Here is a 26,153-nt window from a genome sequence, read left to right as displayed (position 1 = left end):
GTCAGGCAGCTTCCACTTTGGCTGCGAGGACCTGGGTGAGCGGCGCAATGGTGACGCAGGCGCGTTCCAGTTCCGCGCGGACCTGCCGCGCCAGCTGGACAGCTCCGGGAGTGTCCCCGTGCAGCAGGATGGTGTCCGCGGTGATCGGCAGGTCGGTTCCCGCGACAGTCTCGATCAGGCCCTCGCAGACCATGCGGACAGTGCGGTCAACGATGGCCGAGGGGTCGTGGATGACGGCGCCCGGCTGGCTGCGCGGCACCAGGGTGCCGTCTGCCTGGTAGGCGCGGTCTGCGATGCCCACGATGCCCACGGGCAGCTGGCGCGCTTTTGCGGCGTCTGCGAGTTCGCCGTCCTGGGCCAGGACAATGAGGTCGGGGCTGATGCGTGCGGCCGCGTCAGCCACGGCCTGGGCGTAGTCCGGACGGGTGGCCACGAGGTTGCCCAGGCGTCCGTGCGGTGCGAGGTGTACGACGGCGGCGCCATGGTAGCCGGCGAAGGCGGCCAGGGCTCCGAACTGGTACAGGACGTCATTACGGACTTCGTCAGCGGTGAGGTCCATGGCCCGGCGGCCAAACCCGCGCAGATCCGGGAAGCTGGGGTGTGCCCCGATGCTGACGCCGCGGCGCACGCACTCGGCGACCGTGGCGTTCATGATGTCAGGGTCCCCCGCGTGGAAGCCGCAGGCGATGTTGGCGCTGGACACTACTTCCAGGAGTGCCGCGTCGTCGCCCATGGAGTACGTGCCAAAGCCTTCTCCAAGATCTGCAACGAGATCAACGATGGGTCCCATGAGAGCCCTCCTTGGGGGTGGTGGCGCGGCGCTGGCCAGGGAAAGCGGCAGCTGCCGGAAGCGGAAGTCTGTGGACCCGCCGGAGGCGGCCTGGGTCCCGGAGCCCGGATTACCCGGGCTTGTAGAAAAAGTCTGACACCGGGACTTTGATCACACAAAGACGTAATCGGTGTCACGGGATAGGTGCCGGTTATGACCCGGCACTTATGTGGACGGCGGCCTGCCCGGCCCGCTTGTGCGGACCGGGCAGGACTGTTTCGTTGTGCGGGCAGAAGGGACGGACGAATCAGCGCAGGGCTTTGCGGAGTCCCATGACCCGCTCCACGACCACCACCACGGCGAGCGAAATGAGGATGAGGATGACGGAAAGGGCGGCGACGGCGGCATCCGCGGAGTTTTCCACGTACCTCAGCACCTGCACGGGGAGGGTTGGCAGGCCTGATTCGGCCACGAACAGCGAGATCACGGCTTCATCGAAGGAGACGATGAAGGCGATGACGCCGCCGGCGATCACCCCTGGCTGGATGATCGGGAGTGTCACGCGCCGGAACACGGTCCAGGAGTCGGCCCCCAGGATGCGGGCGGCCGCCTCGCAGGAAGTGTCGGTGGTGGCCAGGCTCATCAACGTGGTCCTGATGACGAACGGGATGGTGATGGCCACGTGGCCGATGATGATGCCCGCGTAGGTGTTGTTGAGTTCAAGCGGACCAAAGAGCAGCACCATGCCCAGCGCAAGGACGATGCTGGGGATCAGCAGCGGCGAGAGGAAGAACGACTGCACGGCGGCCTTGGCCTTGAACTCGAAGCGGTCCAGCGCCAGCGCGGCCGGCACCCCCAGCACCAGGACAATGAGCGTGACAATGACGGCCACGATCAGGCTGACCTTCATGCCCTCCATGAACGTGCTTTCCTGGGGCAGCATTTCGTACCACTTCAGGGTGAGCCCCTCCGGAGGGAAGGACAGGTACTGGTTGGACGCGAAGGACACCACAAAGACAATCAGCAGCGGTGCCAGCAGGAACAGGTACAGCAGGAACACCAGCGCGCCGAAGGCGGGTTTGGCGGGATTGAAGCGCGGCTTGAAGACTTTGGCACTGCTTACGTTGGCACTGCTCACGGTCAGCCTCCGATTTTCTTGGTGAGGCGCTGGTAGACGGCGATGATCAGGCCGAAGAGCACCAGCAGGATGACGGACAGGGCGGCGGCGAACGGCCAGTTGAGCAAGCCGGTGGTCTGGTCGTAGATCTCCGTGGCCAGGACCTGCACGCTGCCGCCGCCCAGGAGCCGCGGGGTGATGAAGGTACTAATGGAGAGGACAAAGACCAACAGGAAGGCGGTCAGGAGGCCTGGCAGGCACAGCGGCAGCGTGACCCGGGTGAAGACTTTGAACTTGCTGGCTCCCAGGGAACCGGCTGCCTCCTCCAGTTGGGGGCTAAGCCTGCCGAACCCGGAGATCATGGCCAGGATCGCGTACGGCATGAAAATCTCCACCAGGCCGATGGTCACGCCGGTCATGTTGTTAGTCAGCTTCAGGGGCGTGTCGATCAGGCCCAGGCCGTCAAGCGAGGAGTTGATCAGCCCGTTGGTTCCCAGGATGACCATCCACCCGTAGGTGCGGACCACGGCGGAGGTGAGCAGCGGGGCGATGGCGATGGCAATGAGCAGACCGCGCCATTTGCTGGTGCTCCGTGCGAGGAAGAGGGCTACCGGGTAGGACACGATGACGCAGAGGATGCCGACGGTGACGCCCATCTGGAAGGTATCCAGCGTGACCCGCCAGTAGTACGGATCGGTGAGGGGCTGGATGTAGGTGTCCGGGGTGAACGTCTCAACGATGACACCGTCCGGTGCGCCCTGGTTGAAGGACATCCGGACCATGTACGCCAGCGGGAAGACGAAGCTGACCAGCAGGCCGAGCAGGCCCGGCAGCAGCAGCGCCAGGTACGTGCGCCGGTTGCGCCGTTCAGTGGCCCGTTCGAGCTGCCCTTCGTCCCGGGCCCTTGGCCGTTCCGGCGCGGCGGGGGCTTCCAGGACCGTCATGCTGCCAGCCTCTCCGGTTGGGCGGTTGCCGGGAGGAGGTAGGCGTCGCCGGCTGCCCAGGAGAGGTAGGCGGCGTCTCCGATGCGGGGCAGGTCACCGCTGCTGGTCAGCATCTGCGCGTTGAGCTGCTGGTCCCCGACGCGGACCGCGACGGCCAGAGCGTCACCGGTGTAGCTCACCCGTTCGATGGTGCCTGCGAGGGGTTCTTGCGCCGCCCCGGGATGCAGGGACACGTTGAGCCGGTGCGGGCGGATGACCAGCTCGTGGCTGCTGCCTGACAGGCCGGTGGACCCGATGGCGCCGAACTGGCCCAGGCCGTCCACCTCCACCTTGTAGTAGCTTTCGCCTGCCAGGTTCGCCCGTCCCGTCTCCCCGCCGACGCGGGCGGCCAGGAAGTTGGCCTGGCCAATGAAGTTGGCGACGAAGTGCGTGCGGGGCCGCTCATACACCTCGGTGGGCGAGCCGAACTGCTCGATCAGGCCGCCGTTCATCACGGCGATCCGGTCCGCCATGTCCAGGGCCTCGTCCTGGTCATGGGTGACGAAGAGCGTGGTTGCCCGGGTGCGCTGCTGGATGGATCGGATTTCGGTGCGCATGGTTTCGCGGAGCTTGGCGTCGAGGTTGGACAGCGGTTCATCCAGAAGGAGCAGGGTGGGCTCCACCACCAGGGCACGGGCCAGGGCGATGCGCTGCTGCTGGCCGCCGGAAAGCTCTTTGGTCTGGCGCTTGCCGAGGTGGCCCAGCTGGACCATGTCCAGGGCGGCCGCAACGCGTGCCTTCTGCTCAGTCTTGGAAACCTGCCGCATTTCCAGCCCGAAGGCCACGTTCTGCTCCACGTTCATGTGCGGGAACAGGGCGTAGGACTGGAACACCATGCCCATCCCGCGCTTGTTCACCGGCGTGTGGGTGATTTCCTTGCCGTCCACCACGATGGAGCCGGCGGTTGGATCCATGAGGCCGGCAACCATCCGGAGGGTGGTGGTCTTGCCGCAGCCGGACGGACCGAGGAGTGCCACCAGGTGCCCCTCCTCAACTTCCATGTTCAGGCGGTCGACGGCGGGGTCAAGATCTGCTGCGTATCTTTTGGTCAGATCAACGATCGACAGTTTGGGTTCAGTCACGGTTTCAGTTCTCCTGAAGGGAAGTTGGGGAGGGGGCGCCGGCAGGCGCTAGTTGGTGATGATCTGGCGCTTCCAGGTGTCGGTCCACTTGTCGCGGGCCGAGGACAGGAATTCGACGTCCAGCGGGACGATGTTGAGGGAGCCGTCGGTGGGAACCACGCGGTCCTTCACATCGGCGGGCAGTTCAGCATTGGTGACGGAGGGTGCGTAGAACAGTGCCTTGGCGAAGGCCGTCTGTGCCTCTGCGGACAGTGCGTAGTCAACAAAGGTCTTGGCAGCCTCGGAGTGCGGGGCGTCCTTCACCAGGTTGATGGTGTTGATCTGGTAGACGGTGCCTTCCTTGGGGAAGGTGACGCCCATCTTCTTGTTGCTCTGGTCGCTGTAGAACTGGCCGCGGGCGTTCTGGCCAAGGCCAAGGACGGTCTGTCCGGTAATGACGTTCTGGTATTCGTCCGGATTGGGTGCGAACGTCTGGACGCCCGGCGCCATTTCCTTGAGGCGGGTCACGGCGGAGTCAATGCCCTGGGTGTAGTCCTCGCCCTCCATCTTGGAGGTGATGGCGGTCAGGGACAGTCCCAGCAGCGACGGCGGGGCGTTGACGTTGATCTTGCCGGCGTAGGCCGGGTCCCAGAGGACCTTCCAGCTGTCCGGGGCCTCGGGGAACGTGGCAGTGTCGTACACCAGGCCCACGGCGTCGAGCATGGCTACGGGACCGTACCCTTCCTTGTCCCGGAACTTTTCCGGGACGTTGGCAAGGTTCGGGACGCTTTCCTCGTCTACCTTCTCGAACAGGCCCTGCTTGTTGCCGGTAGTGGACACGGAGTTGTCCATGATGGCGACGTCGGTGGCGGGGTTGTTCTTCTGGCCCTGGAGGGCGCTAAGCATCTCGGCGGAGGACCGCTTGGAGGCGTAGTTGATCTTGATGTCCGGGTACTTGGCCTGGAAGGGTTCAATCACTGCAGCGGTGTACTGGTCCTGCCAGACGCCTGAGTAGGCAATGAGGTTCACTTCCCCCGAGGTGGCGCTGCCGTCGCTGCCGGCTGCCTCGCTGCCGCCCCCGCAGCCGGAAAGGACCAGAACCGCTGCGGAAAGGGCGGCCACGGCCGCCATTTTGCCTTTGATAGTTGCTCGCATTTGCTGTCTCTTTCTCAAGAAGAATCCGGGATGGTGACGGATTCTTGGATGCCCTGAAGCTATTGAGTGCATATTTCGGATATGTAAAAGAAAACGCCTATCCCGGTAAACACCGCATTTATGCAGAATGCGTCTGACGTCATCGTTAAATCGCATGCCTGGCCGGGGTAGAATGTATTGCTAATGAAATAGCGTTCCGGATTCAACCTAGTGTCAGAGATGTGCATCACACAAAGACCAGTTGCATATCCCTCCATAGCATCCGGTTATGGTTCAGGACGCGGCGAAGAGAGAAGGCGGCCATGGATACGCGGAAGCTTGCGTACTTCGTGCAGATTGTGGATTCCGGCAGCATCACCAAGGCCGCGGCGGCGCTGCACGTGGCCCAGCCTGCCCTGAGCCAGCAGGTTTCAGCCCTTGAGAATGATCTCAAGCAGCGCCTGTTGATCCGCAGCAAGCAGGGCGTCAAGCCCACCGCCGCCGGACACACGCTGTACCGCCATGCCCAATCCATCCTGCGGCTGGTGGACCAGGCCCGGCAGGACGTCGCCAAGTCAGGGGCAGCACCGTCCGGGCGCGTGTCCATTGCGATTGCGCCCTACAGCATGGCCTCAAGCCTGACGCCGCGGATCATCAGCGAGGTGGCCAGCCGGTACCCGGACATCGTCCTGCACGTGACGGAAATCTACGGCGGAGTGCTCAGTGAAGCCATCAAGAACGGCCGCCTGGACATGGCCCTCATCTACGAGCCCGGCCCCATTCGCGGCGTGCAGTTCACCACGATGATCGTGGAGGACCTGCACTTCGTGGTCAACGCAAACCGCGCCGGGGTGCAGCAGGCGGACGGCGGTATCACCCTTGAGGAGGTGGCCCGCCACGGGCTGTTCCTGCCCGAGCAGATCCACACCCTGCGCCAGGCAGTGGAGGCCGGTTTGGCGAGCAAGGACCTGAAGCTCCGGCTGGTGGGCGAGGTGGAGTCCGTCCCCTCCCTTACCCGGCTGCTGCGCGCCGATCTCGGTGCCACCATCATGCCCAAGTCGGCTGCTGACGCCCTGTTCCACGAGGAAGACTTCCAGGTGCTGCGCATTGTGGATCCGGCACTGCAGTGCAAGATTGCGCTGTGCACCCCGGACCATGATCCGCTGTCCGAGGCGGCGTCCGCGGTCCTGCTCGTTGTGAAGGAAATGCTGCAGGAAATGCTCAGCAGCACATATTCACGGTAGCGGGTCCATAGCTTCCGCTTATCGCGTCACTCATCATTGGTCTTAGTATTCCCACTCCCCCGATCCTAGAATCTAAGAAAAGCCGGGCAATTACGGCGAATTAATTCTTATGCGGATCAATGGGAGCACGCCGTGAAAAAGATAAACACCTTGGGCAGAAAATCGGGTAAAAGCCTGGGATTGATGGCAAAAACCGGATTCCACTGCCCCGCCAATGGTTTTTGGCGGCCCGAGGACCGCTCTGTTGAGCCTGTTTTTGTGTTCGAAGGCAGCATCATGCCAGCCGGCGGCAGGGGGTCCACCGTGTGGTACCTGGAGGATCCGTCATTCGGTCCCCCGGAGTATCCGCTGCCAGCACAGTAGGCCCCATGCTGGTTCTGCTGCGGCCAGGACTAGAGGTGCCGGAGGTACCGCTGCGGCGCATCAAGAAATGCGCGCCAACTGTCCACCAGGTCCAGCTCTTCCCAGTTTTGGGGCCGCAATCCCCATGGCCCAACCTCCAGGATCCGGGCCCCCGGAAGGGCCGCCAGAAGAGGCGAGTGCGTGGACATGATGACCTGGGATTCCCCGGACGCCAAGAGATCCTTCAGGACACCGAGGAGGCTCAGGCAACCGCTGAAGGACAACGCGGACTCCGGCTCATCGAGCACCCAAAGACCCCGCCCACGGAATCTGTTGACGGCAAGTTCCAGGAATGACTCCCCGTGGGACATGTCGTGGAAGCGGACGTCGTCGCGGCCCGAGGTGCTGGGATTTTTCTCCAGGTACGTAAAGAATCCGTGCATTGTTTCGGCCCGCAGGAAGTACCCGCGCCTGGTGGTGCCCGCGTTCCTGACAAGCTGCAGGTGATCGGCCAGCAGCGATTCACTGGCCCGGGTGCTGTGTCGCGCGCCGGATGAGCCGCCTTCGGGAGACAAGCCATACGCCAGGGCTATAGCTTCCACGATCGTTGATTTCCCTGACCCGTTCTCGCCCACCAGGACGGTGGCTGGCGTCAGGTCGAGCCCGTCTTCCAGTACCTGCGCCACGGGCGGCAGGACTGCCGGCCACTTCCGGCGGTCCAGGACGTTGGAAGGGTCCTCTTCCAGCCGGCGGATCGGATATCTGTCGAGGGCCATTCGTCCATTCTCGCAGCCGTCGCGGCGGGGAAGCGCGAGCCGCAGGCCGCAAATCGGGCCGGCGGCTCGCGCGTGGACTCCGCTCCAATCGGGCTGCTAGGGCTGTTCCACCAGCAGTCCCTTGGCCTTCAGGACATCCGTGAGGTTGCAGAGGTCGATGGTGGTGCCGCCGGCTTTGTACAGGCCAATGAGCTCACGCTCGGCGTCATCCCGTTCCTGCGAGAGGCGGATGACCTCCTCGATCTCGTCCTTGCGGACCACCACCACACCATCGGCGTCCCCTCGCAGGACGTCACCGGGATAGATGATCTCATCGCCAAAGACCACCGGGTGGTTGATGGGGCCGATGGTCTCTTTAACCGTGCCCTTGATGGACACGCTGCCGGAGAACACGGGCAGGCCCAGTTCAATAAGGTCCTGGGTGTCGCGGACACCGGAGTCCGTCACAAGCCCGGCCAGGCCCTTGGCCTTCATGGCGTTCCCCAGGACGTCGCCAAAGGTCCCGGCTTCTTCGTACTCCCCCGCGGAGGCCAAAATAACGTCCCCGGGCTGCGCGTAGTGGATCGCCACCTGCAGCATCAGATTGTCCCTGGGAGCGCAGCGGACGGTGGTGGCTGGACCGCAGAAGGACATGGCCCTATCGATGGGCTTGATGCGGGAGCTCAGTGCGCCCTTACGGCCCTGTGCCTCATGAATGGTTGCTGACGAGAACTTCGCGAGCCGGCTGACGGCGTCGGCGCTGGGGCGGTCGATGGTGGTTTTGACGTGGATCACGGCTTAATTTCCTTCGGTGGGGTTGGATCAGTTGAGGGCCTGGACGGCCTTGTCGATGGCGGCGATGGATTCCTCGATGATGTCCAGGCTGGTGGCGTAGGAGATCCGGAAGTACGGGCCCAGGCCGTAGGCAGAGCCCTGGATCACGGCTACGGAGGCGGCATCAAGCAGGTATAGGGTGAAGTCCTGGTCGTTGTGGATGGCCTGGCCCTCGGGCGTCGTCTTGCCGATGACCCCCGCACAGTTCACGTACGTGTAGAAGGCACCCTCCGGCGTCGTGCATGACAGGCCGTCAACGGCGTTCAGGGCAGCGACGGCGGTGTCCCGCCGCTTGCGGTAGGTCTCCACGCTGTCCCGGACGAAGTCCTGGCTGCCCGTGAGGGCAGCAGCAGCGGCGGCCTGGCTCACCGAAGACGGGCAGGAGGAAATCTGCGACTGCAGCTTGTTGATGGCGGCAATCAGCGGCGCCGGCCCGGCAGCGTAGCCCAACCGCCAGCCGGTCATGGCGTAGGCCTTGGACACGCCATTGACGGCCAGGACGCGGTCCTTGAGTTCCGGTGCCACCTCCACCAGGCTGGCGAGCTTGCCGTCGCCAAAATAGATCTGGTCGTAGATTTCATCCGCGAGGACAGCGACGTGCGGGTGGCCGACAAGGACATCGGCGAGCGCCCGCAGTTCCGGCCGGGAGTAGACGGCGCCGGTGGGGTTGGACGGTGCGTTCAGGATGACCCACTTGGTCCGCCCGGTAATGGCACCGGCCAGCGCCTCGGGTGTGAGCTTGAATCCGGAGTCCTCGCCGCAGGGAACCACGACGGGAGTGCCGTCGTTGGCAAGCACCATGTCCGGGTAGGAAACCCAGTAGGGAGCGGGGACAATCACTTCGTCACCGGCGTTGAGGGAGGCCATGAAAGCGGTGAAGATGACCTGCTTGGCTCCCCCGCCGATGGTGATTTCAGCAGGGGTGTAACGCAGGCCGCTGCGCAGTTCGAGGGTTTTGAGGATGGCCTGCTGCAGTGCAGGAGTTCCGGTGACGGACGTGTACTTGGTTTCGCCGCGGGTGATGGCCTCCACGGCGGCCGCCTTGATGTGTTCCGGGGTGTCGAAGTCCGGCTCGCCGACTGTCAGGTCAAGGATGCGGCGTCCTTCCGCCTTCAGCTCACGCACCCGGGCCGCAGCGGCCACGCTGGCCGAGGACTTGATGCGGGAAACCCGCGAGGCAGGTACAAATTCAGACATGGTCTCTTCCTAGGGAGTCAGGAGCGAGCGGCACTCGTTTCCTTCGAGACTAGGGAAATCCCGCTGCCATGGATAAGACCTAAAGTGCGTGGACGGATAAGCGTCCCTTATGGCTGGCGCACCCACAGTTTCCGGTTATGGGTCCACTCACTATTGGTATTTCCGGCGCGGACGCCTGGCTGCCTAGCCTTCTAGGTACGCCGGCCCGTTTAACGGGAAACCGAACCGAGGAGTGATCGTGAGCATTACGCACCAGGACGATTCCGGTTACTACCGCTACCGCGGAACGCCGAAACCCGACCCGGCCGCCCGGCAGGCGGACAAGCTCCGCAGGCTGCTCAAAGCGAACCGGCAGCGGATCGCCTTCAACGCCAGCAGCAGCCGCCCCCTGTCTGTGCGCCTGAACCAGCACATCGCGCAGGCCCTCCGCGACGGGATGAAGGTGACGCGCCTGGCCGAGGCAAGCGGACTTTCCCGCTGGACCATCCGCACCATCGGCCTGTCTTTTGATGACCTGCTGCCCTCCGGGACGCACCCGGAGCAGCAGTTGGCTGTCATCGCAGCGCTGAAGTCCGAGCTCGCTGAACTGGAGGAAGCGAAAGCTGCCCTGGAGGAGCGGCGGCTTAGCCTCCTGGCGGCTGCGCGCCGCCTCGGCGTCATGGATGACTTCGAGCTCGCTGCGCTCACCGCACTACAAAGTGGGGACATCCGCAAAATGACGTGGGGTCTTCAGCCCGGACTTCTCTAGACTGGCCAGTGGACGTTGAACCACGGACACAGAGCGAAGGAGCACAGTATGAGCGGAGTAGTTGTTGTGGGTGTGGACGGCAGCCCGTCGGCACGGAAGGCTGCGGAAGTGGCGCTGGGACTTGCGAAGTCGCTGGGAGGTTCCCTCCACATCGTCACCGCGTTCGACGTGGACCGGTCCGAAACCTTCGGCGTCGGCTCGGATGAAGTGAAGGTCTGGAATTCCGAAGCCGCCGAAACAGTCGCGAAGTCCCTCGGCGAGTCGCGGCCGGGAGTGGAGATCAGCTACTTCGCCGCCCGCGGGAAGCCCGCCGACGCCCTCATCAAGGAAGCCATGCGCCTCGACGCCCGGCTGATCGTCGTCGGCAACCGGCGCATGCGCGGTATCGGCCGACTCCTCGGCAGCGTGGCCAACAGCGTGGCGCACAACGCGCCCTGCGATGTCTACATCGCCAACACGTACGACGACTAATTCGCCTCCCCTGGCGGGGCAAAAGGACAGCAGGCGACGGCGGGACCTCCCGCCGTCGCCCGCTTGCTTTATGCGCCTATTGATCAAGATTTCCCAAGTTTATCCCGTCGATAGATAAACCCTCTTCCGTTGCCGCCCGGGCCTGCCTACCGTTGACTCCACAAGCACACCAAGGGGGATCTATGGAACGCTCGGACGACGGTACGCAGACGGCCCGCGAGGATGTTCAGCAACCTGACATTTCGGATCCGCTGGAGGGCCGGCAGCGCACAGTGGCCGAGTGGACCGGCGACCTCCTGCTCGGCATCCGGCAGCCCGTCCCGTTCAGGCTGGCCGACTGGCCGTAGGAAATTCCAAGGACCGGCCGCTGCGAAGTGCGGGCCACCTGGATCACCGGTATGACTACCCGGCAAGGGGTTTGGGAGCCATGCGCCCAACACGGCCAGCGCACTGATCCAGGTTGTTGCCTGCCGTTTCCGGCCCGCACGCCTCCGCGCCGGGAAACCTAGGTTGAGGCGTCCTTCTCGATTTCCTCGGCGAGGTCATCCACGGCCTCGGGACGCAGCCTGATGCCCGCCTCGTCGAAGCGTTCCTCGAGCACGTGGCTTACGTCGTCCTGTACGTGGCCCAGCCGGATCTCGTCACGGATCTCGTCCGCGATGCTCTCCGCCGTCTCCACGCCAGCAACCTCCTCCGCGCCATCGTTGCCAGAAGGGGCACCTGCGGTTTCAGCTCCGGTGTCAGTCATACTTCATCGTTGCCGGTTGCGCGGGAGTGGTCAACAGCCGTGCCTAGCCCTCGATCTCCACCTTGACGAAGTCCTCCCGGTGGAACATCCGGCGCTCGCGCCAGCCGTCCAGGACCACCCAGATGATGGAGCCGTCCGGCGTGGTCCCGTCCACCACGCCGCAGCCGATGGCCTGCCCGTCCTGCGAGAGGCGCACCGGCTGGCCCGCGGGCAGCGCGTTCCAGGACACCCGCCGCCAGCTGTCTGGTTCGCTCGGTTTCATGGCGCCTACCGCAGGACCACGGTCCGGTTGCCCAGAAGCAGGATCCTGCCCTCGCAGTGCCAGCGGACTGCGTTCCGGAGTGCCACGCATTCCGCGTCCCGGCCCACGGCCACCAGGTCATCGGCCGTGTACGTGTGGTCCACCTCGATGACCTGCTGGGAGATGATCGGCCCCTCATCCAGCTCCGCGTTGACGTAGTGCGCCGTGGCGCCCACCGTCTTCACGCCGCGCTCGTACGCCTGGTGGTAGGGCTTCGCGCCCTTGAAGCTCGGCAGGAACGAGTGGTGGATGTTGATGGTCTTGCCCGCGAGCCTAGCGGACAGCTCGTCGCTGAGCACCTGCATGTACCGGGCCAGGACCACCAGTTCCACGTCGAACTCGTCCACCAGCTCCAGGAGCCGGGCTTCGGCGACGGCCTTGGTGTCCTTGGTGACCGGCACGTGGAAGAACGGGATGCCGTGCCACTGGACCAGGCCCTCCTGCTCACGGTGGTTGGAGACGACGGCGACGATCTCCACCGGGATATCTCCGGTGCGTGCGCGGAACAGCAGGTCGTTGAGGCAGTGGCCCATCTTGGACACCATCACCAGGACCCGGCGCTTCCGGCCGTGCGGCTCCAGCTGCCAGTTCATCTTCCACTTCTCCGCCACAGGCGTGAAGCCGCGGCGCAGGTCTTCGGTGCTCTGCAGTTCCTGCGCTGACGCGAAGTGCACGCGCATGAAGAAGTGCCCCTGCGCCTTGTCCCCGTACTGCTTGATGTCGATGATGTCGCAGCCCTGCTGCAGCAGGAATTCCGAGACCGCGTGCACAATCCCGGGCGATTCCACGCAATCAACCGTCAGGACGTGCTCGACGGCGGTAGCCGGCTCCTGCGTCAAGGCACCAGCGGCGGGGGTTGGCAGGGTCGTTTCCACGGTTGTACTCACTTTTTGGCTCCATCAAGGTCGCGGCCAATGGCCGAAGCTTCGGAATCCAAATCCTGCGCCAGCTCGGACTTGAACGTGGCATACCGGGCCAGGTGCGCGGGGCGGCGGCGCAGCACCAGCCACGCGGCACCGAGGATGAGGAACCACACCGGCGTGACCAGCAGCGCCAGCAGGGTGTCCGGCTGCGTGGTCAGCGCCCACAGGACGAAGGCGAAGAACGCGAACACCACCCACACCATCGGCACCCCGCCCGGCATCCGGTACTTGGACGCCTGGTGCAGGTGGGAGCGCCGGCGCCGGAACGCCAGGTAGCTGGCCAGGATGATCGACCAGACGAACACGAAACAAACGGCGGAGACGGTGGTGACCATTTCGAAGGCCTTGCCGATGTCCTGGCCCGCGTACATCAGGATGACGCCGGAAAGCAGCAGGACGCAGGAGAGGAACAGCGCGTTCTGCGGCACCTTGCGGGCGGACAGGTGGCGGAAGACCGACGGCGCGTCCCCCTCCTGTGCCAGGCCGTAGACCATGCGGGAGGTGGAGTAGATGCCCGAGTTGGCCGAGGACATGGCCGAGCTGAGCACCACCAGGTTCACCACGGTGGCGGCGGCACCGAGGCCGGCCAGGGAGAACATGGCGATGAACGGGCTGTGGCCTGCCTGGAACTGCGTCCACGGGGTGACGGACATCAGGATGATCAGGGCGCCCACGTAGAAGAGCAGCACGCGGATGGGGATGGAGTTGATGGCGCGGGGCAGGTTCTTCTCCGGGTCCTTCGCCTCGGCGGCGGTGGTGCCCACGAGCTCAATGCCCACGAACGCGAACACCGCGATCTGGAAGCCGGCCACAAAACCCATGAACTCGTTCGGGAACATCCCGCCGTGGCTCCACAAATTCGTGAAGGTGGCAGGGCCGGCGTCGGACTGGAAACCCGTGAAGATCATGAACATGCCCACGATGATCAGCGCCGCGATGGCAATGATTTTGATCAGGGCGAACCAGAACTCGGTCTCGCCGAAGGCCTTCACCGTGACCAGGTTCAGGAGCAGGAGGATGGCCACGGTGGCCAGGCCCGGGATCCACAGCGGCAGGCCCGGCCAGAGTTCCTTGGAATAGCCGGCGATAGCAATCACGTCTGCGATGCCGGTGATCACCCAGCAGAACCAGTAGGTCCAGCCCGTGAAGAAGCCCGCCCAGGGCCCCAGGAGGTCCGCCGCGAAGTCGCTGAAGGACTTGTAGTTCAGGTTGCTTAGCAGCAGCTCGCCCATGGCACGCATAACGAAGAACAGCATGAAGCCGATGATCATGTAGACGAAGATGACGGACGGTCCGGCCGCGGAGATGGTTTTGCCCGAGCCCATGAACAGGCCGGTGCCGATGGCGCCGCCAATGGCGATCAGCTGGATATGCCTGTTGGTGAGCTGCCGCTCCAGGTGCGGCTCCTGGTGAGTTTTTACAGGGTTAGTTGTCACGTGCTGCTCCTCGGATCAAAGCTGTCTGGAGTGCGGAAGGGGAAGCCTGTTCGGGCCCGGCGGGCAGGGAATCTAGGCTGTTGAAGCTGTAAAGGTGGATGCCGGCGATGGTGCCGGGCGTGTTTGCGAGCCCGGCCACCAGGGAGTCCGGGGAGTACCGGTCGCCGCTGAGGAGTTTTCGGGCCAGCGGACCTTTGCGGCTGAGGAATTTCAGGGAACTTCCGACGCCGATCTGCGTGGCGAGTGCCACCAGCTTGGTCCGCGGGACGGACCCCGCGACTCCCGCCCAGAGGGGCAGGTGGACGCCTTCGCGGCGCAGGAGCGCTGCGTAGTCTTGGATTTTTTCGGCTGAGAAGCACATCTGCGTGACCACGTGTGAGGCGAGGTGCTGCTTGGCCTGCAGCCCGTCCAGCAGGTCCAGGGGGCTGACCAAGGGGTGGCCCTCCGGGTAGCCCGCCACGCCCACGCGCATCATTCCGCCGGTGTACTGGGCGATGTCTTCAAGGACCGGAAGCGCCGAGTCGTACGTGCCGGCGGGCTGCTTCCGGTCTCCCCCAATGACGAAGACTTCACGGATTCCCGCAGCATCGCAGCCGCGGATGATCTCGGTGAGCTCCGCGCGGCTGCGGATGCCCCGGGCGGCGAGGTGCGGGATCACCTGGTAGCCGGCGTCGCTCAGTTCCACGGCGGTGCGCAGGGTCCGCTCGATGCCGTGGTTCGGCAGGCAGGTGACGCTGAGCGGCGTGGCCGCGGACACCCGGGCCCGGACCTGCTCAACGATTCCCTCGGAAGGGATGATTTCGATTCTGACGGGGAACATCATTGGTCCTGTCTTTGCTTCGGGTGTGGGGGCTTCAGCGCTGGCTGTTCCGCCTCACGCAGTGTTGGCCAGCAGGGAGCTGGCTTCTTGGCGGGTGCTGCCGGAGGACTCGATGTGGGCGAGTTCGGCGGGGATTTCCCAGCCTTTCTTCCGCATCGCGGTGGCCCAGAGCCGGCCGGCGCGGTAGGAGGAACGGACCAGCGGCCCGGACATCACGCCGAGGAACCCGATCTCGGTGGCCTCGTCCTGGAGGTCCACGAATTCCTGGGGCTTGACCCACCGGTCCACCGGCAGGTGCCGTTCACTGGGGCGCAGGTACTGGGTGATGGTGATCAGGTCGCAGCCGGCCTCGTGCAGGTCCCGCAGGGCCTCGGAGATCTCCTCTCGGGTCTCGCCCATGCCCAGGATCAGGTTGGACTTGGTCACCATGCCCAGGTTCCGGCCCTGCGTGATCACATCCAGGGACCGCTCGTACCGGAACGCCGGGCGGATCCGCTTGAAGATCCGCGGCACGGTCTCGACGTTGTGCGCGAAGACCTCGGGGTTGGAATCGCAGATCGCGGCGATGTGCTCGGGTTTGCCGGAGAAGTCCGGGATCAGCAGTTCCACGCCGGTGCCGGGGTTCAGCTCGTGGATCTTCCGGACCGTCTCGGCGTACAGCCACACACCCTCGTCTTCGAGGTCGTCGCGGGCCACCCCGGTGACCGTGGCGTAGCGCAGCTGCATCGCCTGCACCGAGCGGGCCACCTTGGTGGGCTCGAACCTGTCCACCGGGGACGGCTTGCCGGTATCGATCTGGCAGAAATCACACCTACGGGTGCACTCCGAGCCGCCGATCAGGAACGTGGCTTCCTTGTCCTCCCAGCACTCGAAAATGTTGGGGCAGCCGGCCTCCTCACACACCGTGTGCAGGCCCTCTTTCTTGACCAGGTTCTTGAGCTGGACGAACTCCGGGCCCATCTGGACCTTCGCCTTGATCCACTCCGGCTTACGCTCCACCGGGACAGCAGAATTACGCTGTTCAACGCGCAAAAGCTTCCGGCCTTCAGGTGCCAATGTCATTTCTGTACTTCCTTCAGCATTCGACGACGTTGACGGCGAGGCCGCCCATGGCCGTTTCCTTGTATTTGGAGCTCATGTCCTTGCCGGTCTCGCGCATGGTGATGATGACCTCGTCGAGGGAGACGCGGTGGGACCCGTCGCCCCAGAGCGCCATCTTTGCGGCATTGATCGCCTTGGCTGCGGCAATCGCGTTGCGTTCGATGCACGGGATCTGGACCAGACCCCCGATCGGATCACACGTCAACCCCAGGTTGTGCTCCATCGCGATCTCCGCCGCGTTCTCCACCTGCGCCGGGGACCCGCCCATCACCTCAGCCAGCCCGGCGGCGGCCATCGACGACGCCGAGCCCACCTCACCCTGGCAGCCCACCTCAGCCCCCGAAATAGACGCCTGCTCCTTATAAAGCACCCCCACCGCACCGGCGGCGAGCAGGAACCTCACCACCACGTCATCCCGGTCCTCCTGGGAGGCGTTCTCCATCCCCGGCGCGAAATGCAGCGCGTAATACAGCACCGCCGGGATGATCCCTGCCGCCCCGTTCGTCGGGGCCGTGACCACCCGGCCGCCAGAGGCGTTCTCCTCATTCACCGCCAGGGCGACCAAGTTAACCCACTCCTGCCAATACTTCGGGTCATGGAACTCGGTCTCCGCGCCTTCACCGTCCTGGCTGTCACCGGCGGGCCGGGCGCTTTCCTTCCGCAGCCGGTCATACCAGTCAGGCGCCCGCCGTCGGACCTTCAACCCGCCCGGCAGCACCCCCTCACGCTTCAGGGACGTGGCCACACACCCTTCCATCACGGAGTAGATGTGCAGCAGGCCCTCCCGGATCTGCTCCGGGGTGCGGCTGTCTTCCTCGTTGACCCGCATCACGTCGCTGATGCCCAAACCGGTGTCCCGGCAGTGCTCCAGCAGTTCGGCGGCGGTCCGGAACGGCAGCGGCAGTTCCTTCTTGGACTCCTCCAGCTCCTGCAGCGCGGCGTCCTCCTCACCCTCCCGGACAATGAACCCGCCACCCACCGAAAAGAATGTCGCCGCATGCAGAACCCGGCCACCGGCGTCGGACACCGTAAAAGTCATCCCGTTCGTGTGCCGCGGCAGGACGGTCAACGGCCGCAGCACCATATCCTTCACCCCGTACGGCAACGCCACCGCACCGGCCAGCTGGAGCATCCCGGTCTCGGCGATCGCGGCCAGGCGTTCCTCCACCTCATCGGGCAGGATCAACTCCGGATGGAACCCCTCCAACCCCAACAGGATCGCCGTCATCGTCCCATGCCCATGACCCGTCGCCGCCAACGACCCATACAGATCCACCCGCAACGACGCCACCCCAGCCAGCATGCCGGAGGCCTTGAGCTCCTCCGCAAACACAGCAGCAGCCCGCATCGGCCCCACGGTATGCGAACTCGAAGGCCCGATTCCGATGGAAAAAAGGTCAAAGACGCCAACAGCCATGCGCGTATTTCCTAACTGGATGGAGAAGGTGAGAAACGGTGCCCTTGTGGGACCGGTATCCGGAAGCGTGCGTCTAAGGGAGCGTCGCGTCCGCTCAGCGGGCGTCTTCGCGACCGAGCACGCGGAGGATGCCGGTCCCACCGGGCAAAGGTGAGCACGGCTTAGGACAGTGGTGCTACGCCCGGGTACAGGGGGTGGGCCTTCGCCAACTCCTCGACGCGGTGACGCAGCCCGGAAAGGTCCGTGCCGGCGTCGGCCGTTAATGCCTCGGCGATGATGTCCGCAACCTCGCGGAAGGCAGCCTCGCCGAACCCGCGGGTGGCAAGGGCGGGGGTGCCGATACGCAGGCCGGAGGTGACCATGGGCGGGCGCGGGTCGAAGGGTACGGCGTTGCGGTTGACGGTGATGTCGATTTCCGCGAGCCGGTCCTCGGCCTGCTGGCCGTCCAGCTCACAGTTGCGCAGGTCCACCAGGACCAGGTGCACGTCGGTGCCGCCGGAGACCACGCTGATTCCCTTGGCGGTGACGTCCGGCTGGACCAGGCGTTCGGCCAGGATCCGGGCACCGGCCAGGACGCGTTCCTGGCGCTCCTTGAACTCGGCGGACGCTGCGATCTTGAACGCCACGGCCTTGCCCGCAATGACATGCTCCAGCGGGCCGCCCTGCTGGCCCGGAAACACAGCCGAGTTGATCTTCTTGGCGATGTCGGCGTCGTTCGTCAGGATGATGCCGCCGCGCGGACCGGCGAGGGTCTTGTGCGTGGTGGACGTGGTGACGTGGGCATGCGGCACCGGTGACGGGTGGAGCCCGGCGGCAACCAGTCCGGCGAAGTGCGCCATGTCCACCATCAGGTAGGCGCCCACGGAATCGGCGATGCGGCGGAACTCGGGGAAGTCCAGCTGCCGGGCATAGGCGGACCAGCCGCCCACGATCAGCGCCGGCTTGTGCTCCTGGGCCAGGCGCTCCACTTCGGCCATGTCCACGGTGTGGGTGTCCTCGCGGACGCCGTACGGCACCACGTTATAGAGCTTGCCGGAGAAGTTGATCTTCATCCCGTGCGTGAGGTGTCCGCCGTGGGCCAGGTTCAGGCCCATGATGGTGTCGCCCGGCTTGATCAGCGCATGCATCACCGAGGCGTTGGCCTGCGCGCCGGAGTGCGGCTGCACGTTGGCGAATTCGGCGCCGAACAGTGCCTTGATCCGGTCAATGGCGAGCTGTTCGATGACGTCAACGTGCTCGCAGCCGCCGTAGTAGCGCTTGCCCGGGTAGCCCTCGGCGTACTTGTTGGTGAGCACGGAACCCTGGGCCTGCATGACGGCGACGGCGGTGTGGTTCTCGGAGGCGATCATCTCCAGGCCGTCGCGCTGGCGGGTCAGCTCGTCGTCGATCTTCGCGGCGATCTCCGGGTCCAGGGCGGAGAGGTCCGCGTCCAGGGACGGGGAGACCACCTGCTCGAAGGCTGCTGTTGTGGTCATGCCCGCGCCGCTCACAGTTCGCCGCCGTTGGCTGCCGCGTACTCTTCGGCGGACAGCAGCGGGCCTTCTTCGGTGACGGCCACCTTGAACAGCCAGCCGGCGCCGTAGGGATCGTTGTTGATCAGCGCGGGGTCGGAGACGACGTCGTCGTTGATCTCCACAACCTCGCCCGTGACGGGGGCATAGAGGTCCGAGACGGACTTGGTGGACTCTACTTCGCCGCAGGTCTCGCCCGCGGTGACCGTGGAGCCAACCTCGGGCAGGTCCACGTAGACGATGTCGCCCAGGGCTTCGGCGGCCACGGCGGAGATGCCGATGTTGGCAGGTCCGGATCCGTCAGCAGCAACCCATTCGTGCTCGGCGGAGTACTTCAGTTCAGCAACAACTTTTGCCATGGTGTGTTTCCTTCAATCTGGTGTGTGAAAAGTGAGAGAGCATCCGGTCAAACCGCGCATCAAGTGAGAGAGCGTCCGGTCAAACCGCACATCAAGTGCGAGAGCGTCCGGATAAAACCGACATTGAGTGAGAGAGCGTCCTAGGGCCGGCGGAGCCGGGCTTTTCGAAAGCGTGCGTCAAAGGCGAGGAACGAGCCAGCACGCGTGAAAAGTCCGGTCTGCCAGCCCGAACCCGGCCCCGAAACTTACTTCTGGCGCTTGTAGAACGGGAGCTCTACTACTTCGAAGGGCTCGGGCTTGCCGCGGAGGTCGATGTCCAGGGCGGTGCCGGGTTCGGAGTGTTCGACGTCGACATAGGCCAGGGCGATCGGGTAGCCAAGGGTGGGTGAAGGCTGGCCGGAGGTCACCTCGCCCACGACGACGCCGTCCTTGAGGACCGGGTAGTGGCTGCGGCCGGCGCGGCGGCCCAGGCCCTTGAGGCCCACGAGCCTGCGGCCGGAAGTGGAGCCGGCACCCAGTTCCTTGAGTTCGGCCAGCACGGCCTTGCCCACAAAGTCGGACTCCTTCTTGAGCGAGACAACCGGGCCCAGTCCTGCGGCGTACGGGTTGCCCCCGCGGGAAAGCTCGTTGCCGTACAGCGGCATGCCGGCCTCCAGGCGAAGCGAGTCACGGCAGGCCAGGCCGGCGGGGATGAGCCCGTGGCCGGCGCCGGCTTCCAGCAGCGCGTCCCACAAACCGGCCGCGTCCTCGTTGGGGACGTAGATCTCGAAGCCGTCCTCGCCTGTGTAGCCGGTGCGGGCCAGGAGCAGGTCCTGGACGGTGCCGTTGACGGTGATACCTACCTCAACGGCCGCGTAGTACTTCAGCTCGGTCACCAGGGAGTGCTGCTCGGCAGGAACCAGCGTCAGCAGGATGGCCTCGGCGTTGGGTCCCTGGACCGCGATGAGGGAGGTCTCGGCGGAGACGTCGTCAACAACAACGTCGAAGCCCGCAGCCCGCTCGGCGAGTGCGGCGGCGACCACCGCAGCGTTGCCGGCGTTGGGGACCACCAAGTACTTGTCTTCCGCTCGCCGGTAGGAGATCAGGTCATCGATGATGCCCCCGTCTTCCTGGCAGATCAGCGAGTACTTCGCCTTGCCAACCGCGACGGCGGACAGCTTGCCGGCCAGGGCGTAGTCCAGGAACGCTGCGGCGTCCGGCCCGGTGACCCAGACTTCGCCCATGTGGGAGAGATCGAACAGGCCTGCAGCGTTACGGACGGCATGGTGTTCAGCCAGTTCGGAGCTGTACTTCAGGGGCATCTGCCAGCCGCCGAAATCGGTAAAGGAGGCGCCGGCGATTTTGTGCTGCTCGTAGAGCGCGGTGTAGTTCTCAGTCATCAGAAAATCCTTAGTTCTCAAACTCGGAAAGCGGAGGGCAGGAGCACACCAGGTTGCGGTCACCTGCTGCACCGTCGATGCGGCCGACGGGCGGGAAGTACTTGTCCTGCCGCAGCGAAGCCACCGGGAAGGCGGCCTGCTCGCGCGGGTACGTCCGGTCCCAATCGGAGGAGACGACGGCGGCGGCCGTGTGGGGTGCGTTGCGCAGCGGGCTGCTGGTCACGGTGAAATCGCCGTTGGCCACCTGGTCGATTTCCTTGCGGATGGTGATCATGGCTTCGATGAAGCGGTCGATCTCCGCGAGGTCCTCGGATTCGGTGGGCTCCACCATCAGGGTGCCCGCTACCGGGAAGGACAGCGTGGGGGCGTGGAAGCCGAAGTCGATCAGGCGCTTGGCGACGTCCTCGGCTGTGACGCCCGTCTGCGCCGTCAGGTCGCGCAGGTCCAGGATGCACTCGTGCGCCACCAGCCCGGTTTCGCCTGTGTAGAGGACCGGGAAGTGCTCGTCCAGGCGGGCGGCAACGTAGTTGGCCGCCAGCAGCGCGGACTTGGTCGCCTCGGTCAGGCCCTGGCCGCCCATCAGCTTCACGTAGGCCCAGGAAATCGGCAGCACGCCCGCGGAGCCAAAGCGGGAAGCGGAGATCGCGACACCGTGCCCGGCTTCATGGGCCGCCTTGTTGGCGTCGCCCGGCATGAACGGTGCCAGGTGCGCCTTGGCTGCAACCGGTCCGACGCCGGGTCCGCCGCCGCCGTGCGGGATGCAGAAAGTCTTGTGCAGGTTCAGGTGGGACACGTCCCCGCCGAACTTGCCCGGCTGCGCCAGGCCAACGAGCGCGTTCAGGTTGGCTCCGTCAACGTACACCTGTCCCCCGGCGGCGTGGATCGCATCGCAGACCTCACGGACGTCGGCGTCGTACACACCGTGGGTGGACGGGTAGGTGATCATGATCGCCGAGAGGACATCCTTGTGTGCCTCGATCTTCGCAGCAAGGTCCGCGTGGTTGATGGTGCCGTCGGCGGCGGTGGCCACCACAACAACCTTCATGCCCGCGAGGACAGCGGACGCGGCGTTGGTGCCGTGGGCCGAGGCGGGGATCAGGCAGACGTTGCGCTGCTGGTCGCCGCGGGAGTGGTGGTAGCCGCGGATCGCCAGCAGGCCGGCCAGTTCACCCTGGGATCCGGCGTTGGGCTGGATGGACACCTGGTCGTACCCGGTGATTTCGGCGAGGTCGGCTTCCAGGCCGGAAATCAGTTCGCGCCAGCCGGCGGTCTGGGAGTCCGGGGCGAACGGGTGGATGGAGGCGAACTCCGGCCAGGAGATCGCTTCCATCTCGGCCGTGGCGTTCAGCTTCATGGTGCAGGAACCCAGCGGGATCATGGTGCGGTCCAGCGCCAGGTCCCGGTCTGAGAGGCGGCGGATGTAGCGCAGGAGCTGGGTTTCGGAGCGGTGGGTGTTGAACACCGGGTGCTGCAGGTAGGTGGAGGTGCGCAGCACCGGCTCCGGCAGCTCAAAGCCCTCACCGGACACAACCGGGCCGGCGCCAAAGGCGACCGCCACCGCGGAGAGGACCTCCGGCGTCGTGGTTTCGTCAACGGACACGCCAACTGTGTCCGCGTCGACGAGGCGCAGGTTGATGCCGCGGGCCTCTGCGGCGGTGATCACCTTGGCGGCCTTGCCGGGCACGCGGACGGTGAGGGTGTCGAAGAAGGACTCGGACACCAGTTCGCGGCCGGCATGCTTCAGCGTCGCAGCCAGGGAGCGGGCGTTGTTGTGGACGGTTTCGGCGATCGCCTTCAGCCCGTCGGGGCCGTGGTAGACGGCGTAGAAGGACGAGACGATGGCCAGCAGGGCCTGCGCGGTGCAGATGTTGGACGTGGCCTTTTCGCGGCGGATGTGCTGCTCGCGGGTCTGCAGGGCCAGGCGGTAGGCGGGGACGCCAGCGTTGTCCTTGGACACACCCACGATACGGCCCGGCAAGGTGCGCTCCATGCCGTCGCGGACGGCCATGTAGGCGGCGTGCGGCCCCCCAAAGAACAGCGGCACGCCAAAGCGCTGGGTGGAGCCGACGGCGATGTCCGCGCCCTGCTCGCCCGGCGGGGTGATCAGGGTGAGGGCCAGGAGGTCGGCGGCGACGGTGACCAGTGCGCCGCGTTCCTTGGCCCCGGCGATGACGGCTGACTGGTCCCAGACCCGGCCGGAGACGCCCGGCTGCTGCAGGACTACGCCGTTGATGTCGCCCTCGGGCAGGCCCGTGGTGAGATCGGCGATTTCCACCTCAAAGCCCAGGGCTTCGGCGCGGCCCAGCACGATGGCGATGGTCTGCGGGAGGAGGTCGGCATCCAGGACGGTTTTGCCGTCTTTCGCAGCCTTGTTCTTGTTCGCGCGGCGCATCAAAAGCACGGCTTCGGCCACGGCAGTGGCTTCGTCGAGGAGTGAGGCGTTGGCCACCGGAAGTGCGGTGAGGTCCTGCACCATCGTCTGGAAGTTGAGCAGCGCCTCGAGCCGGCCCTGGGAAATCTCGGGCTGGTACGGGGTGTAGGCGGTGTACCAGGCGGGGGCTTCAAGGATGTTGCGGCGGATTACCGGCGGGGTCACGGTGTCGTAGTAGCCCTGGCCGATCATCTGCACGGCCATCTTGTTTTTGCCGGCCAGCTTGCGGAGCTCGGCGAGGACCTGGACTTCGCTGAGGGCGCTCTCAAGGGTGAGCGGCTTGTCCTGGCGGATGGAATCCGGAACCGCGCTGTCCACGAGGCCATCTAGGGTGTCGTAGCCGACGGCCTTGAGCATGGTGTCGATATCGGACTGGCGGCGCGCGCCGATATGGCGGTCAGCGAAGGTGGTTGGGGACGATTGAACCGTCATGAGAGGAACTCCATAATTCAGGTGGCATAAGGTGCCACTTTGATTCGGGTTCCTCCCCGCTCTGTATTGGACCTGAGAGTTTTGCGTTGCCCTGCTGTTCAGCGGGGCGCCACTTGCACCGTCGGTGAGCCCGGTTGCCCGGACTGCTTTCCAGAGTTGCCTTGCCGCGGCGGTACGTGGGCCTGAGAGATTCCTGGGGAGGATTTGCTCCTACGGCGCCTGCAGAACGTACCGGCAGGACTCTCCCGCCGCAGATCATAAGCGTGTGCCACTGGTGGGTGACACGACTCACACCATACCAAGATCCGTGCCTGGATCCAAACTTCTGGCCCCTAAGGCGACTTACGACGCCGGGACGCGCCGCCGTCGCCATCCCTTTGTCACTGTTCCCGGCCGCTGGCTTTCCGGCCGATGTTGTACCCGGCCCAAAAGGCGAGCAGCAGCAGGCCCACGACGGCGATTGCCAGGCCCGCCTGCGTCCCCGGGCTGAGGAAGGCCATCCCTGTGCCGGAGAAGGGCTGGTTGCTCAGCGGCGCGTAGGCGAACCAGCCGATGTAGGTGTTCCGGTTGAGCCAGGCCACCGTGCACCCCACAAGCAGGATGACGAGCCCGGCTATGGGCAGGACCGCACCCGGTATCCGGGCGGGTTTCCGCGGTTCGTGTTCTTCGGTGCTGTTTTCTTCAGGCGTGCTGTTGTCCCCCATGCAGGCGAGTCTAGCCGGGCTTCCAAGGACGGGATTAGGCTGGGCCCATGTTGACCCTCGGCAGCACCGTCCTCGGCGTCAATGACGTCGCCCGCGCCACCGCCTTCTGGCACGCAGCCCTCGGCTACGTACCGCGTGAACCCGGTGACGAGACCTGGATAACCCTGGTTCCGGCGTCGGGCCACGGCGCGCAGCTGGCACTGATGTTGAGCAAGACGCCTGCCCAGGACCACCCGCGCATCCACCTGGATTTGTATGCGGACAACCAGGAGGCAGAGGTGGAACGGCTGATCTCGCTCGGGGCGGCCCGGGTCGACTGGGACCTGTATCCCGAAGACCCGGATTTCGTTGTCCTTGCCGACCCCGACGGAAACCGCTTCTGCGTTGTCGCCCATAACCCGCAGTAGCCCCGGCCAGCAGGTGCGGCCGGGGCTACGGGGTCTGGCAATGTCAGGAACTTACACCTTGGCGGGTTCGGCCACCTTCAGTGGTTCGATCTTGCCCATCACGAACAGGTAGTTGGCGGCGCCCACCAGAGCCACCCCGCCGATCACGGCAAGCGGCGCCACGAAGGAACCGGTCTGGTCAACCAGGACACCGATGAGGATGGGCGTGAAGATGCCGGCAAGGTTGGAGGCAAAGTTCTGCAGCCCGCCGATGGAGCCCACGTGGCGGGAGCTCGGGGCCACGTCCGCAGGCAGCGACCAGATGCCGGTGGCTGCGACCGTCAGGCTGGAGTAGGCCACTGACAGCAAAGCCAGCGCCATCCATGCCTCGGGCACCAGGGCCGCGAACATAATGACCGAACCGCCCGCCAGGCCGCCGGCGATGGCGGTCTTGCGTACACGGGTAATGGAGACTCCCCGCTGCACGGCCCGGTCCGCCACGTAGCCTGCCAGCCAGCCGAACAGGACGGCGCAGATTCCGGGGATGGCACCGAAGAAGCCGAGCTTGAGCAGGTCGAAACCGCGCTCCTTTACCAGGTAGCTCGGGAAGAAGGTGATGAAGAAGTAGATGGCGCTGTTGAGGCAGAAGAAGCCGAACATCATGCTCAGGACAGTCCGGTACTTGAACAGCGAGCGCCACGGAAGCTTCGCTGCACCCTCGTCGTCGCTGGCGGCGCTGCGTGCGCCGCCTTCGCGGATGTAGGCGACCTCGGCCGCGTCCGCCGTCGGGTGTTCCTCCGGGCTCCGGTAGACCTTCCACCAGACGGCAGCCCAGATGATTCCGGCGATACCGATAATGATGAAGACGGCGTGCCACGAGGTGAAGGCAACAATCAGGGTCACGATCGGCAGGGCAATGACAGCTCCTACCCGTGAGCCTGAATCCCAGATGCTGGTGGCGAAGGCGCGCTCCCGGACCGGGAACCAGGTGGCAACCACTTTTGCCGCGGTACTGGGGGCCGGGCTTTCGCCCACGCCGAGCAGGAACCGGGCGGCGAAGAGGGACCAGAAGCTGGTGGCGGCGGCCGTGACCATGGTGAAGATGGACCACCACACTGCCGCGAGCGAGAAGGACCGGCGCGGACCCACTTTGTCCACGTACCAGCCTGCGGCCAGCTGGCAGAAGTCGTAGGCCCAGAAGAAGGCGGCGAAGATAAGACCCTGCTGGGTTGCCGTCAGTTCGAAATCCTCACCCATGAAGGGCAGGGCCACGCTGAGGCTGGATCGGTCCAGGTAGTTGATGCTCAGCCCGATGAAGGCGAGCCAGATGATCATCCATCGTTTGCGGGTCATGGTGCGGGGTGCCTTGGGGGAAGTTTTGGGGGCAAGCCTACTGCCTAGAGCAGTCATACGGTCTCCTTTGACGTAAAGACGGGCTTTGGGCGCAGTGGCACAGGGATGGCCAGGCGCAAGGTTTCAGGGGAATGATCGTATAGGAATCTGGTTAATCATATATAGAAAGTGATCCAGGACAAGTCCCCGCCGGGAAA

Annotated in this window: 27 protein-coding genes and 1 riboswitch; of the genes, 6 read left to right on the top strand and 21 right to left on the bottom strand. The window is 65.1% G+C overall.

The annotated features are described in order from the left end of the window. Position 1: 1 nt before the first annotated feature. The 5 genes from WHH00_RS02030 to WHH00_RS02010 form a co-directional block, all read right to left on the bottom strand. Positions 2 to 790, bottom strand: coding sequence for a LamB/YcsF family protein (locus WHH00_RS02030; protein ID WP_406636098.1), 789 nt, complete (start codon positions 788 to 790; stop codon positions 2 to 4). 286 nt (positions 791 to 1,076) lie between these two features. Further along, positions 1,077 to 1,907 carry an ABC transporter permease gene (locus tag WHH00_RS02025; protein ID WP_350005088.1) on the bottom strand — a complete coding sequence of 277 codons (831 nt, stop codon included), beginning with the start codon at positions 1,905 to 1,907 and terminating at the stop codon, positions 1,077 to 1,079. 2 nt (positions 1,908 to 1,909) lie between these two features. Then, a complete protein-coding gene (locus WHH00_RS02020) occupies positions 1,910 to 2,830 on the bottom strand; it encodes an ABC transporter permease (RefSeq protein ID WP_406636096.1) in 921 nt (306 codons plus the stop codon). Further along, positions 2,827 to 3,951, bottom strand: a complete 1,125-nt coding sequence (locus tag WHH00_RS02015; protein ID WP_406636094.1) for an ABC transporter ATP-binding protein — start codon at positions 3,949 to 3,951, stop codon at positions 2,827 to 2,829. The genes WHH00_RS02020 and WHH00_RS02015 overlap by 4 nt, the downstream gene beginning before the upstream one ends. 48 nt (positions 3,952 to 3,999) lie before the next feature. Then, positions 4,000 to 5,085 carry an ABC transporter substrate-binding protein gene (locus WHH00_RS02010; RefSeq protein ID WP_406636092.1) on the bottom strand — a complete coding sequence of 362 codons (1,086 nt, stop codon included), beginning with the start codon at positions 5,083 to 5,085 and terminating at the stop codon, positions 4,000 to 4,002. A 302-nt stretch (positions 5,086 to 5,387) separates the two neighbouring features. Here WHH00_RS02010 and WHH00_RS02005 point away from each other — a divergent pair, with 302 nt between their 5' ends. Both WHH00_RS02005 and WHH00_RS02000 read left to right on the top strand, forming a co-directional pair. Next, the gene (locus tag WHH00_RS02005) at positions 5,388 to 6,308 is read left to right on the top strand and encodes a LysR substrate-binding domain-containing protein (RefSeq protein ID WP_406636090.1); all 921 of its coding nucleotides are present in this window, start codon (positions 5,388 to 5,390) and stop codon (positions 6,306 to 6,308) included. A gap of 132 nt (positions 6,309 to 6,440) precedes the next feature. Further along, on the top strand, positions 6,441 to 6,671 hold the full coding sequence (locus WHH00_RS02000; RefSeq protein ID WP_406636088.1) for a hypothetical protein: 231 nt from the start codon (positions 6,441 to 6,443) through the stop codon (positions 6,669 to 6,671). Positions 6,672 to 6,700: 29 nt separating this feature from the next. Here WHH00_RS02000 and WHH00_RS01995 read toward each other — a convergent pair whose 3' ends face one another. The 3 genes from WHH00_RS01995 to WHH00_RS01985 all read right to left on the bottom strand — a co-directional run bounded on the left by WHH00_RS01995 (position 6,701) and on the right by WHH00_RS01985 (position 9,436). Further along, the gene (locus WHH00_RS01995; protein ID WP_406636086.1) at positions 6,701 to 7,426 is read right to left on the bottom strand and encodes an AAA family ATPase; all 726 of its coding nucleotides are present in this window, start codon (positions 7,424 to 7,426) and stop codon (positions 6,701 to 6,703) included. Between the two features lie 96 nt (positions 7,427 to 7,522). After that, positions 7,523 to 8,200 carry a 4-carboxy-4-hydroxy-2-oxoadipate aldolase/oxaloacetate decarboxylase gene (locus WHH00_RS01990; RefSeq protein WP_231457132.1) on the bottom strand — a complete coding sequence of 226 codons (678 nt, stop codon included), beginning with the start codon at positions 8,198 to 8,200 and terminating at the stop codon, positions 7,523 to 7,525. Positions 8,201 to 8,227: 27 nt separating this feature from the next. Then, entirely contained in the window at positions 8,228 to 9,436 is a 1,209-nt protein-coding gene (locus WHH00_RS01985; protein WP_350005074.1) for an aspartate transaminase, read from the bottom strand. A 238-nt stretch (positions 9,437 to 9,674) separates the two neighbouring features. Between WHH00_RS01985 and WHH00_RS01980 the strand changes: the two genes are divergently transcribed. The 3 genes from WHH00_RS01980 (at position 9,675) to WHH00_RS01970 (ending at position 11,002) form a co-directional block, all read left to right on the top strand. Further along, positions 9,675 to 10,184 (top strand): hypothetical protein, encoded by a 510-nt coding sequence (locus tag WHH00_RS01980; protein WP_406636084.1) that lies wholly within the window; start codon positions 9,675 to 9,677, stop codon positions 10,182 to 10,184. 48 nt (positions 10,185 to 10,232) lie between these two features. Beyond that, complete coding sequence (locus WHH00_RS01975; protein WP_406636082.1) at positions 10,233 to 10,655, top strand: universal stress protein; 423 nt, start codon at positions 10,233 to 10,235, stop codon at positions 10,653 to 10,655. A 182-nt stretch (positions 10,656 to 10,837) separates the two neighbouring features. Next, positions 10,838 to 11,002, top strand: a complete 165-nt coding sequence (locus WHH00_RS01970) for a hypothetical protein (protein WP_350005069.1) — start codon at positions 10,838 to 10,840, stop codon at positions 11,000 to 11,002. Between the two features lie 158 nt (positions 11,003 to 11,160). Here WHH00_RS01970 and WHH00_RS01965 read toward each other — a convergent pair whose 3' ends face one another. The 12 genes from WHH00_RS01965 to WHH00_RS01910 all read right to left on the bottom strand — a co-directional run bounded on the left by WHH00_RS01965 (position 11,161) and on the right by WHH00_RS01910 (position 24,217). Continuing rightward, positions 11,161 to 11,403 (bottom strand): hypothetical protein, encoded by a 243-nt coding sequence (locus WHH00_RS01965; protein WP_350005067.1) that lies wholly within the window; start codon positions 11,401 to 11,403, stop codon positions 11,161 to 11,163. A gap of 43 nt (positions 11,404 to 11,446) precedes the next feature. After that, positions 11,447 to 11,665, bottom strand: a complete 219-nt coding sequence (locus WHH00_RS01960; RefSeq protein ID WP_406636079.1) for a hypothetical protein — start codon at positions 11,663 to 11,665, stop codon at positions 11,447 to 11,449. 5 nt (positions 11,666 to 11,670) lie between these two features. Further along, complete coding sequence (gene purU, locus WHH00_RS01955) at positions 11,671 to 12,567, bottom strand: formyltetrahydrofolate deformylase (protein ID WP_406638464.1); 897 nt, start codon at positions 12,565 to 12,567, stop codon at positions 11,671 to 11,673. Between the two features lie 20 nt (positions 12,568 to 12,587). Beyond that, positions 12,588 to 14,063 (bottom strand): D-serine/D-alanine/glycine transporter, encoded by a 1,476-nt coding sequence (cycA, locus tag WHH00_RS01950; protein ID WP_350005060.1) that lies wholly within the window; start codon positions 14,061 to 14,063, stop codon positions 12,588 to 12,590. Then, on the bottom strand, positions 14,053 to 14,886 hold the full coding sequence (locus WHH00_RS01945) for a methylenetetrahydrofolate reductase (RefSeq protein WP_406636077.1): 834 nt from the start codon (positions 14,884 to 14,886) through the stop codon (positions 14,053 to 14,055). Before WHH00_RS01945 ends, cycA begins: the two co-directional genes overlap by 11 nt. Before the next feature lie 51 nt (positions 14,887 to 14,937). Continuing rightward, a complete protein-coding gene (gene lipA, locus WHH00_RS01940; RefSeq protein WP_350005056.1) occupies positions 14,938 to 15,945 on the bottom strand; it encodes a lipoyl synthase in 1,008 nt (335 codons plus the stop codon). Between the two features lie 13 nt (positions 15,946 to 15,958). Continuing rightward, entirely contained in the window at positions 15,959 to 17,401 is a 1,443-nt protein-coding gene (locus WHH00_RS01935) for an L-serine ammonia-lyase (RefSeq protein WP_406636075.1), read from the bottom strand. A gap of 161 nt (positions 17,402 to 17,562) precedes the next feature. Further along, positions 17,563 to 18,876, bottom strand: a complete 1,314-nt coding sequence (gene glyA / locus WHH00_RS01930) for a serine hydroxymethyltransferase (protein ID WP_406636073.1) — start codon at positions 18,874 to 18,876, stop codon at positions 17,563 to 17,565. A gap of 11 nt (positions 18,877 to 18,887) precedes the next feature. Next, on the bottom strand, positions 18,888 to 19,271 hold the full coding sequence (gene gcvH, locus WHH00_RS01925) for a glycine cleavage system protein GcvH (RefSeq protein ID WP_406636072.1): 384 nt from the start codon (positions 19,269 to 19,271) through the stop codon (positions 18,888 to 18,890). Positions 19,272 to 19,516: 245 nt separating this feature from the next. Beyond that, positions 19,517 to 20,650, bottom strand: coding sequence for a glycine cleavage system aminomethyltransferase GcvT (gene gcvT / locus WHH00_RS01920; protein WP_406636070.1), 1,134 nt, complete (start codon positions 20,648 to 20,650; stop codon positions 19,517 to 19,519). A 10-nt stretch (positions 20,651 to 20,660) separates the two neighbouring features. After that, a complete protein-coding gene (gcvP, locus tag WHH00_RS01915; protein WP_406636068.1) occupies positions 20,661 to 23,513 on the bottom strand; it encodes an aminomethyl-transferring glycine dehydrogenase in 2,853 nt (950 codons plus the stop codon). Positions 23,514 to 23,673: 160 nt separating this feature from the next. Continuing rightward, positions 23,674 to 23,771, bottom strand: a riboswitch (glycine riboswitch). Between the two features lie 122 nt (positions 23,772 to 23,893). Beyond that, complete coding sequence (locus tag WHH00_RS01910; RefSeq protein WP_406636066.1) at positions 23,894 to 24,217, bottom strand: hypothetical protein; 324 nt, start codon at positions 24,215 to 24,217, stop codon at positions 23,894 to 23,896. 47 nt (positions 24,218 to 24,264) lie between these two features. Between WHH00_RS01910 and WHH00_RS01905 the strand changes: the two genes are divergently transcribed. Beyond that, positions 24,265 to 24,624 (top strand): VOC family protein, encoded by a 360-nt coding sequence (locus WHH00_RS01905; RefSeq protein ID WP_406636064.1) that lies wholly within the window; start codon positions 24,265 to 24,267, stop codon positions 24,622 to 24,624. Positions 24,625 to 24,675: 51 nt separating this feature from the next. Here WHH00_RS01905 and WHH00_RS01900 read toward each other — a convergent pair whose 3' ends face one another. Further along, entirely contained in the window at positions 24,676 to 25,956 is a 1,281-nt protein-coding gene (locus tag WHH00_RS01900; RefSeq protein ID WP_406636062.1) for an MFS transporter, read from the bottom strand. Positions 25,957 to 26,153: the final 197 nt, after the last annotated feature.

Source organism: Pseudarthrobacter quantipunctorum, assembly GCF_045291495.1.
GTDB classification, from domain to species: Bacteria; Actinomycetota; Actinomycetes; order Actinomycetales; family Micrococcaceae; genus Arthrobacter; species Arthrobacter quantipunctorum.
Note: the sequence above shows the minus strand (reverse complement) of the source record. Positions and strands in the feature narration are given on the sequence as shown.

Bases quoted from the DNA above. Each gene is read 5' to 3' on its own strand.
- WHH00_RS02030 (WP_406636098.1), bottom strand. From the start codon at position 790: ATGGGACCCATCGTTGATCTCGTTGCAGATCTTGGAGAAGGCTTTGGC.
- WHH00_RS02020 (WP_406636096.1), bottom strand. From the start codon at position 2,830: ATGACGGTCCTGGAAGCCCCCGCCGCGCCGGAACGGCCAAGGGCCCGG.
- WHH00_RS02010 (WP_406636092.1), bottom strand. From the start codon at position 5,085: ATGCGAGCAACTATCAAAGGCAAAATGGCGGCCGTGGCCGCCCTTTCC.
- WHH00_RS02005 (WP_406636090.1), top strand. From the start codon at position 5,388: ATGGATACGCGGAAGCTTGCGTACTTCGTGCAGATTGTGGATTCCGGC.
- WHH00_RS01995 (WP_406636086.1), bottom strand. From the start codon at position 7,426: ATGGCCCTCGACAGATATCCGATCCGCCGGCTGGAAGAGGACCCTTCC.
- WHH00_RS01985 (WP_350005074.1), bottom strand. From the start codon at position 9,436: ATGTCTGAATTTGTACCTGCCTCGCGGGTTTCCCGCATCAAGTCCTCG.
- WHH00_RS01975 (WP_406636082.1), top strand. From the start codon at position 10,233: ATGAGCGGAGTAGTTGTTGTGGGTGTGGACGGCAGCCCGTCGGCACGG.
- WHH00_RS01970 (WP_350005069.1), top strand. From the start codon at position 10,838: ATGGAACGCTCGGACGACGGTACGCAGACGGCCCGCGAGGATGTTCAG.
- WHH00_RS01965 (WP_350005067.1), bottom strand. From the start codon at position 11,403: ATGACTGACACCGGAGCTGAAACCGCAGGTGCCCCTTCTGGCAACGAT.
- WHH00_RS01960 (WP_406636079.1), bottom strand. From the start codon at position 11,665: ATGAAACCGAGCGAACCAGACAGCTGGCGGCGGGTGTCCTGGAACGCG.
- WHH00_RS01945 (WP_406636077.1), bottom strand. From the start codon at position 14,886: ATGATGTTCCCCGTCAGAATCGAAATCATCCCTTCCGAGGGAATCGTT.
- lipA (WP_350005056.1), bottom strand. From the start codon at position 15,945: ATGACATTGGCACCTGAAGGCCGGAAGCTTTTGCGCGTTGAACAGCGT.
- WHH00_RS01935 (WP_406636075.1), bottom strand. From the start codon at position 17,401: ATGGCTGTTGGCGTCTTTGACCTTTTTTCCATCGGAATCGGGCCTTCG.
- glyA (WP_406636073.1), bottom strand. From the start codon at position 18,876: ATGACCACAACAGCAGCCTTCGAGCAGGTGGTCTCCCCGTCCCTGGAC.
- gcvH (WP_406636072.1), bottom strand. From the start codon at position 19,271: ATGGCAAAAGTTGTTGCTGAACTGAAGTACTCCGCCGAGCACGAATGG.
- gcvT (WP_406636070.1), bottom strand. From the start codon at position 20,650: ATGACTGAGAACTACACCGCGCTCTACGAGCAGCACAAAATCGCCGGC.
- gcvP (WP_406636068.1), bottom strand. From the start codon at position 23,513: ATGACGGTTCAATCGTCCCCAACCACCTTCGCTGACCGCCATATCGGC.
- WHH00_RS01910 (WP_406636066.1), bottom strand. From the start codon at position 24,217: ATGGGGGACAACAGCACGCCTGAAGAAAACAGCACCGAAGAACACGAA.
- WHH00_RS01905 (WP_406636064.1), top strand. From the start codon at position 24,265: ATGTTGACCCTCGGCAGCACCGTCCTCGGCGTCAATGACGTCGCCCGC.
- WHH00_RS01900 (WP_406636062.1), bottom strand. From the start codon at position 25,956: ATGACCCGCAAACGATGGATGATCATCTGGCTCGCCTTCATCGGGCTG.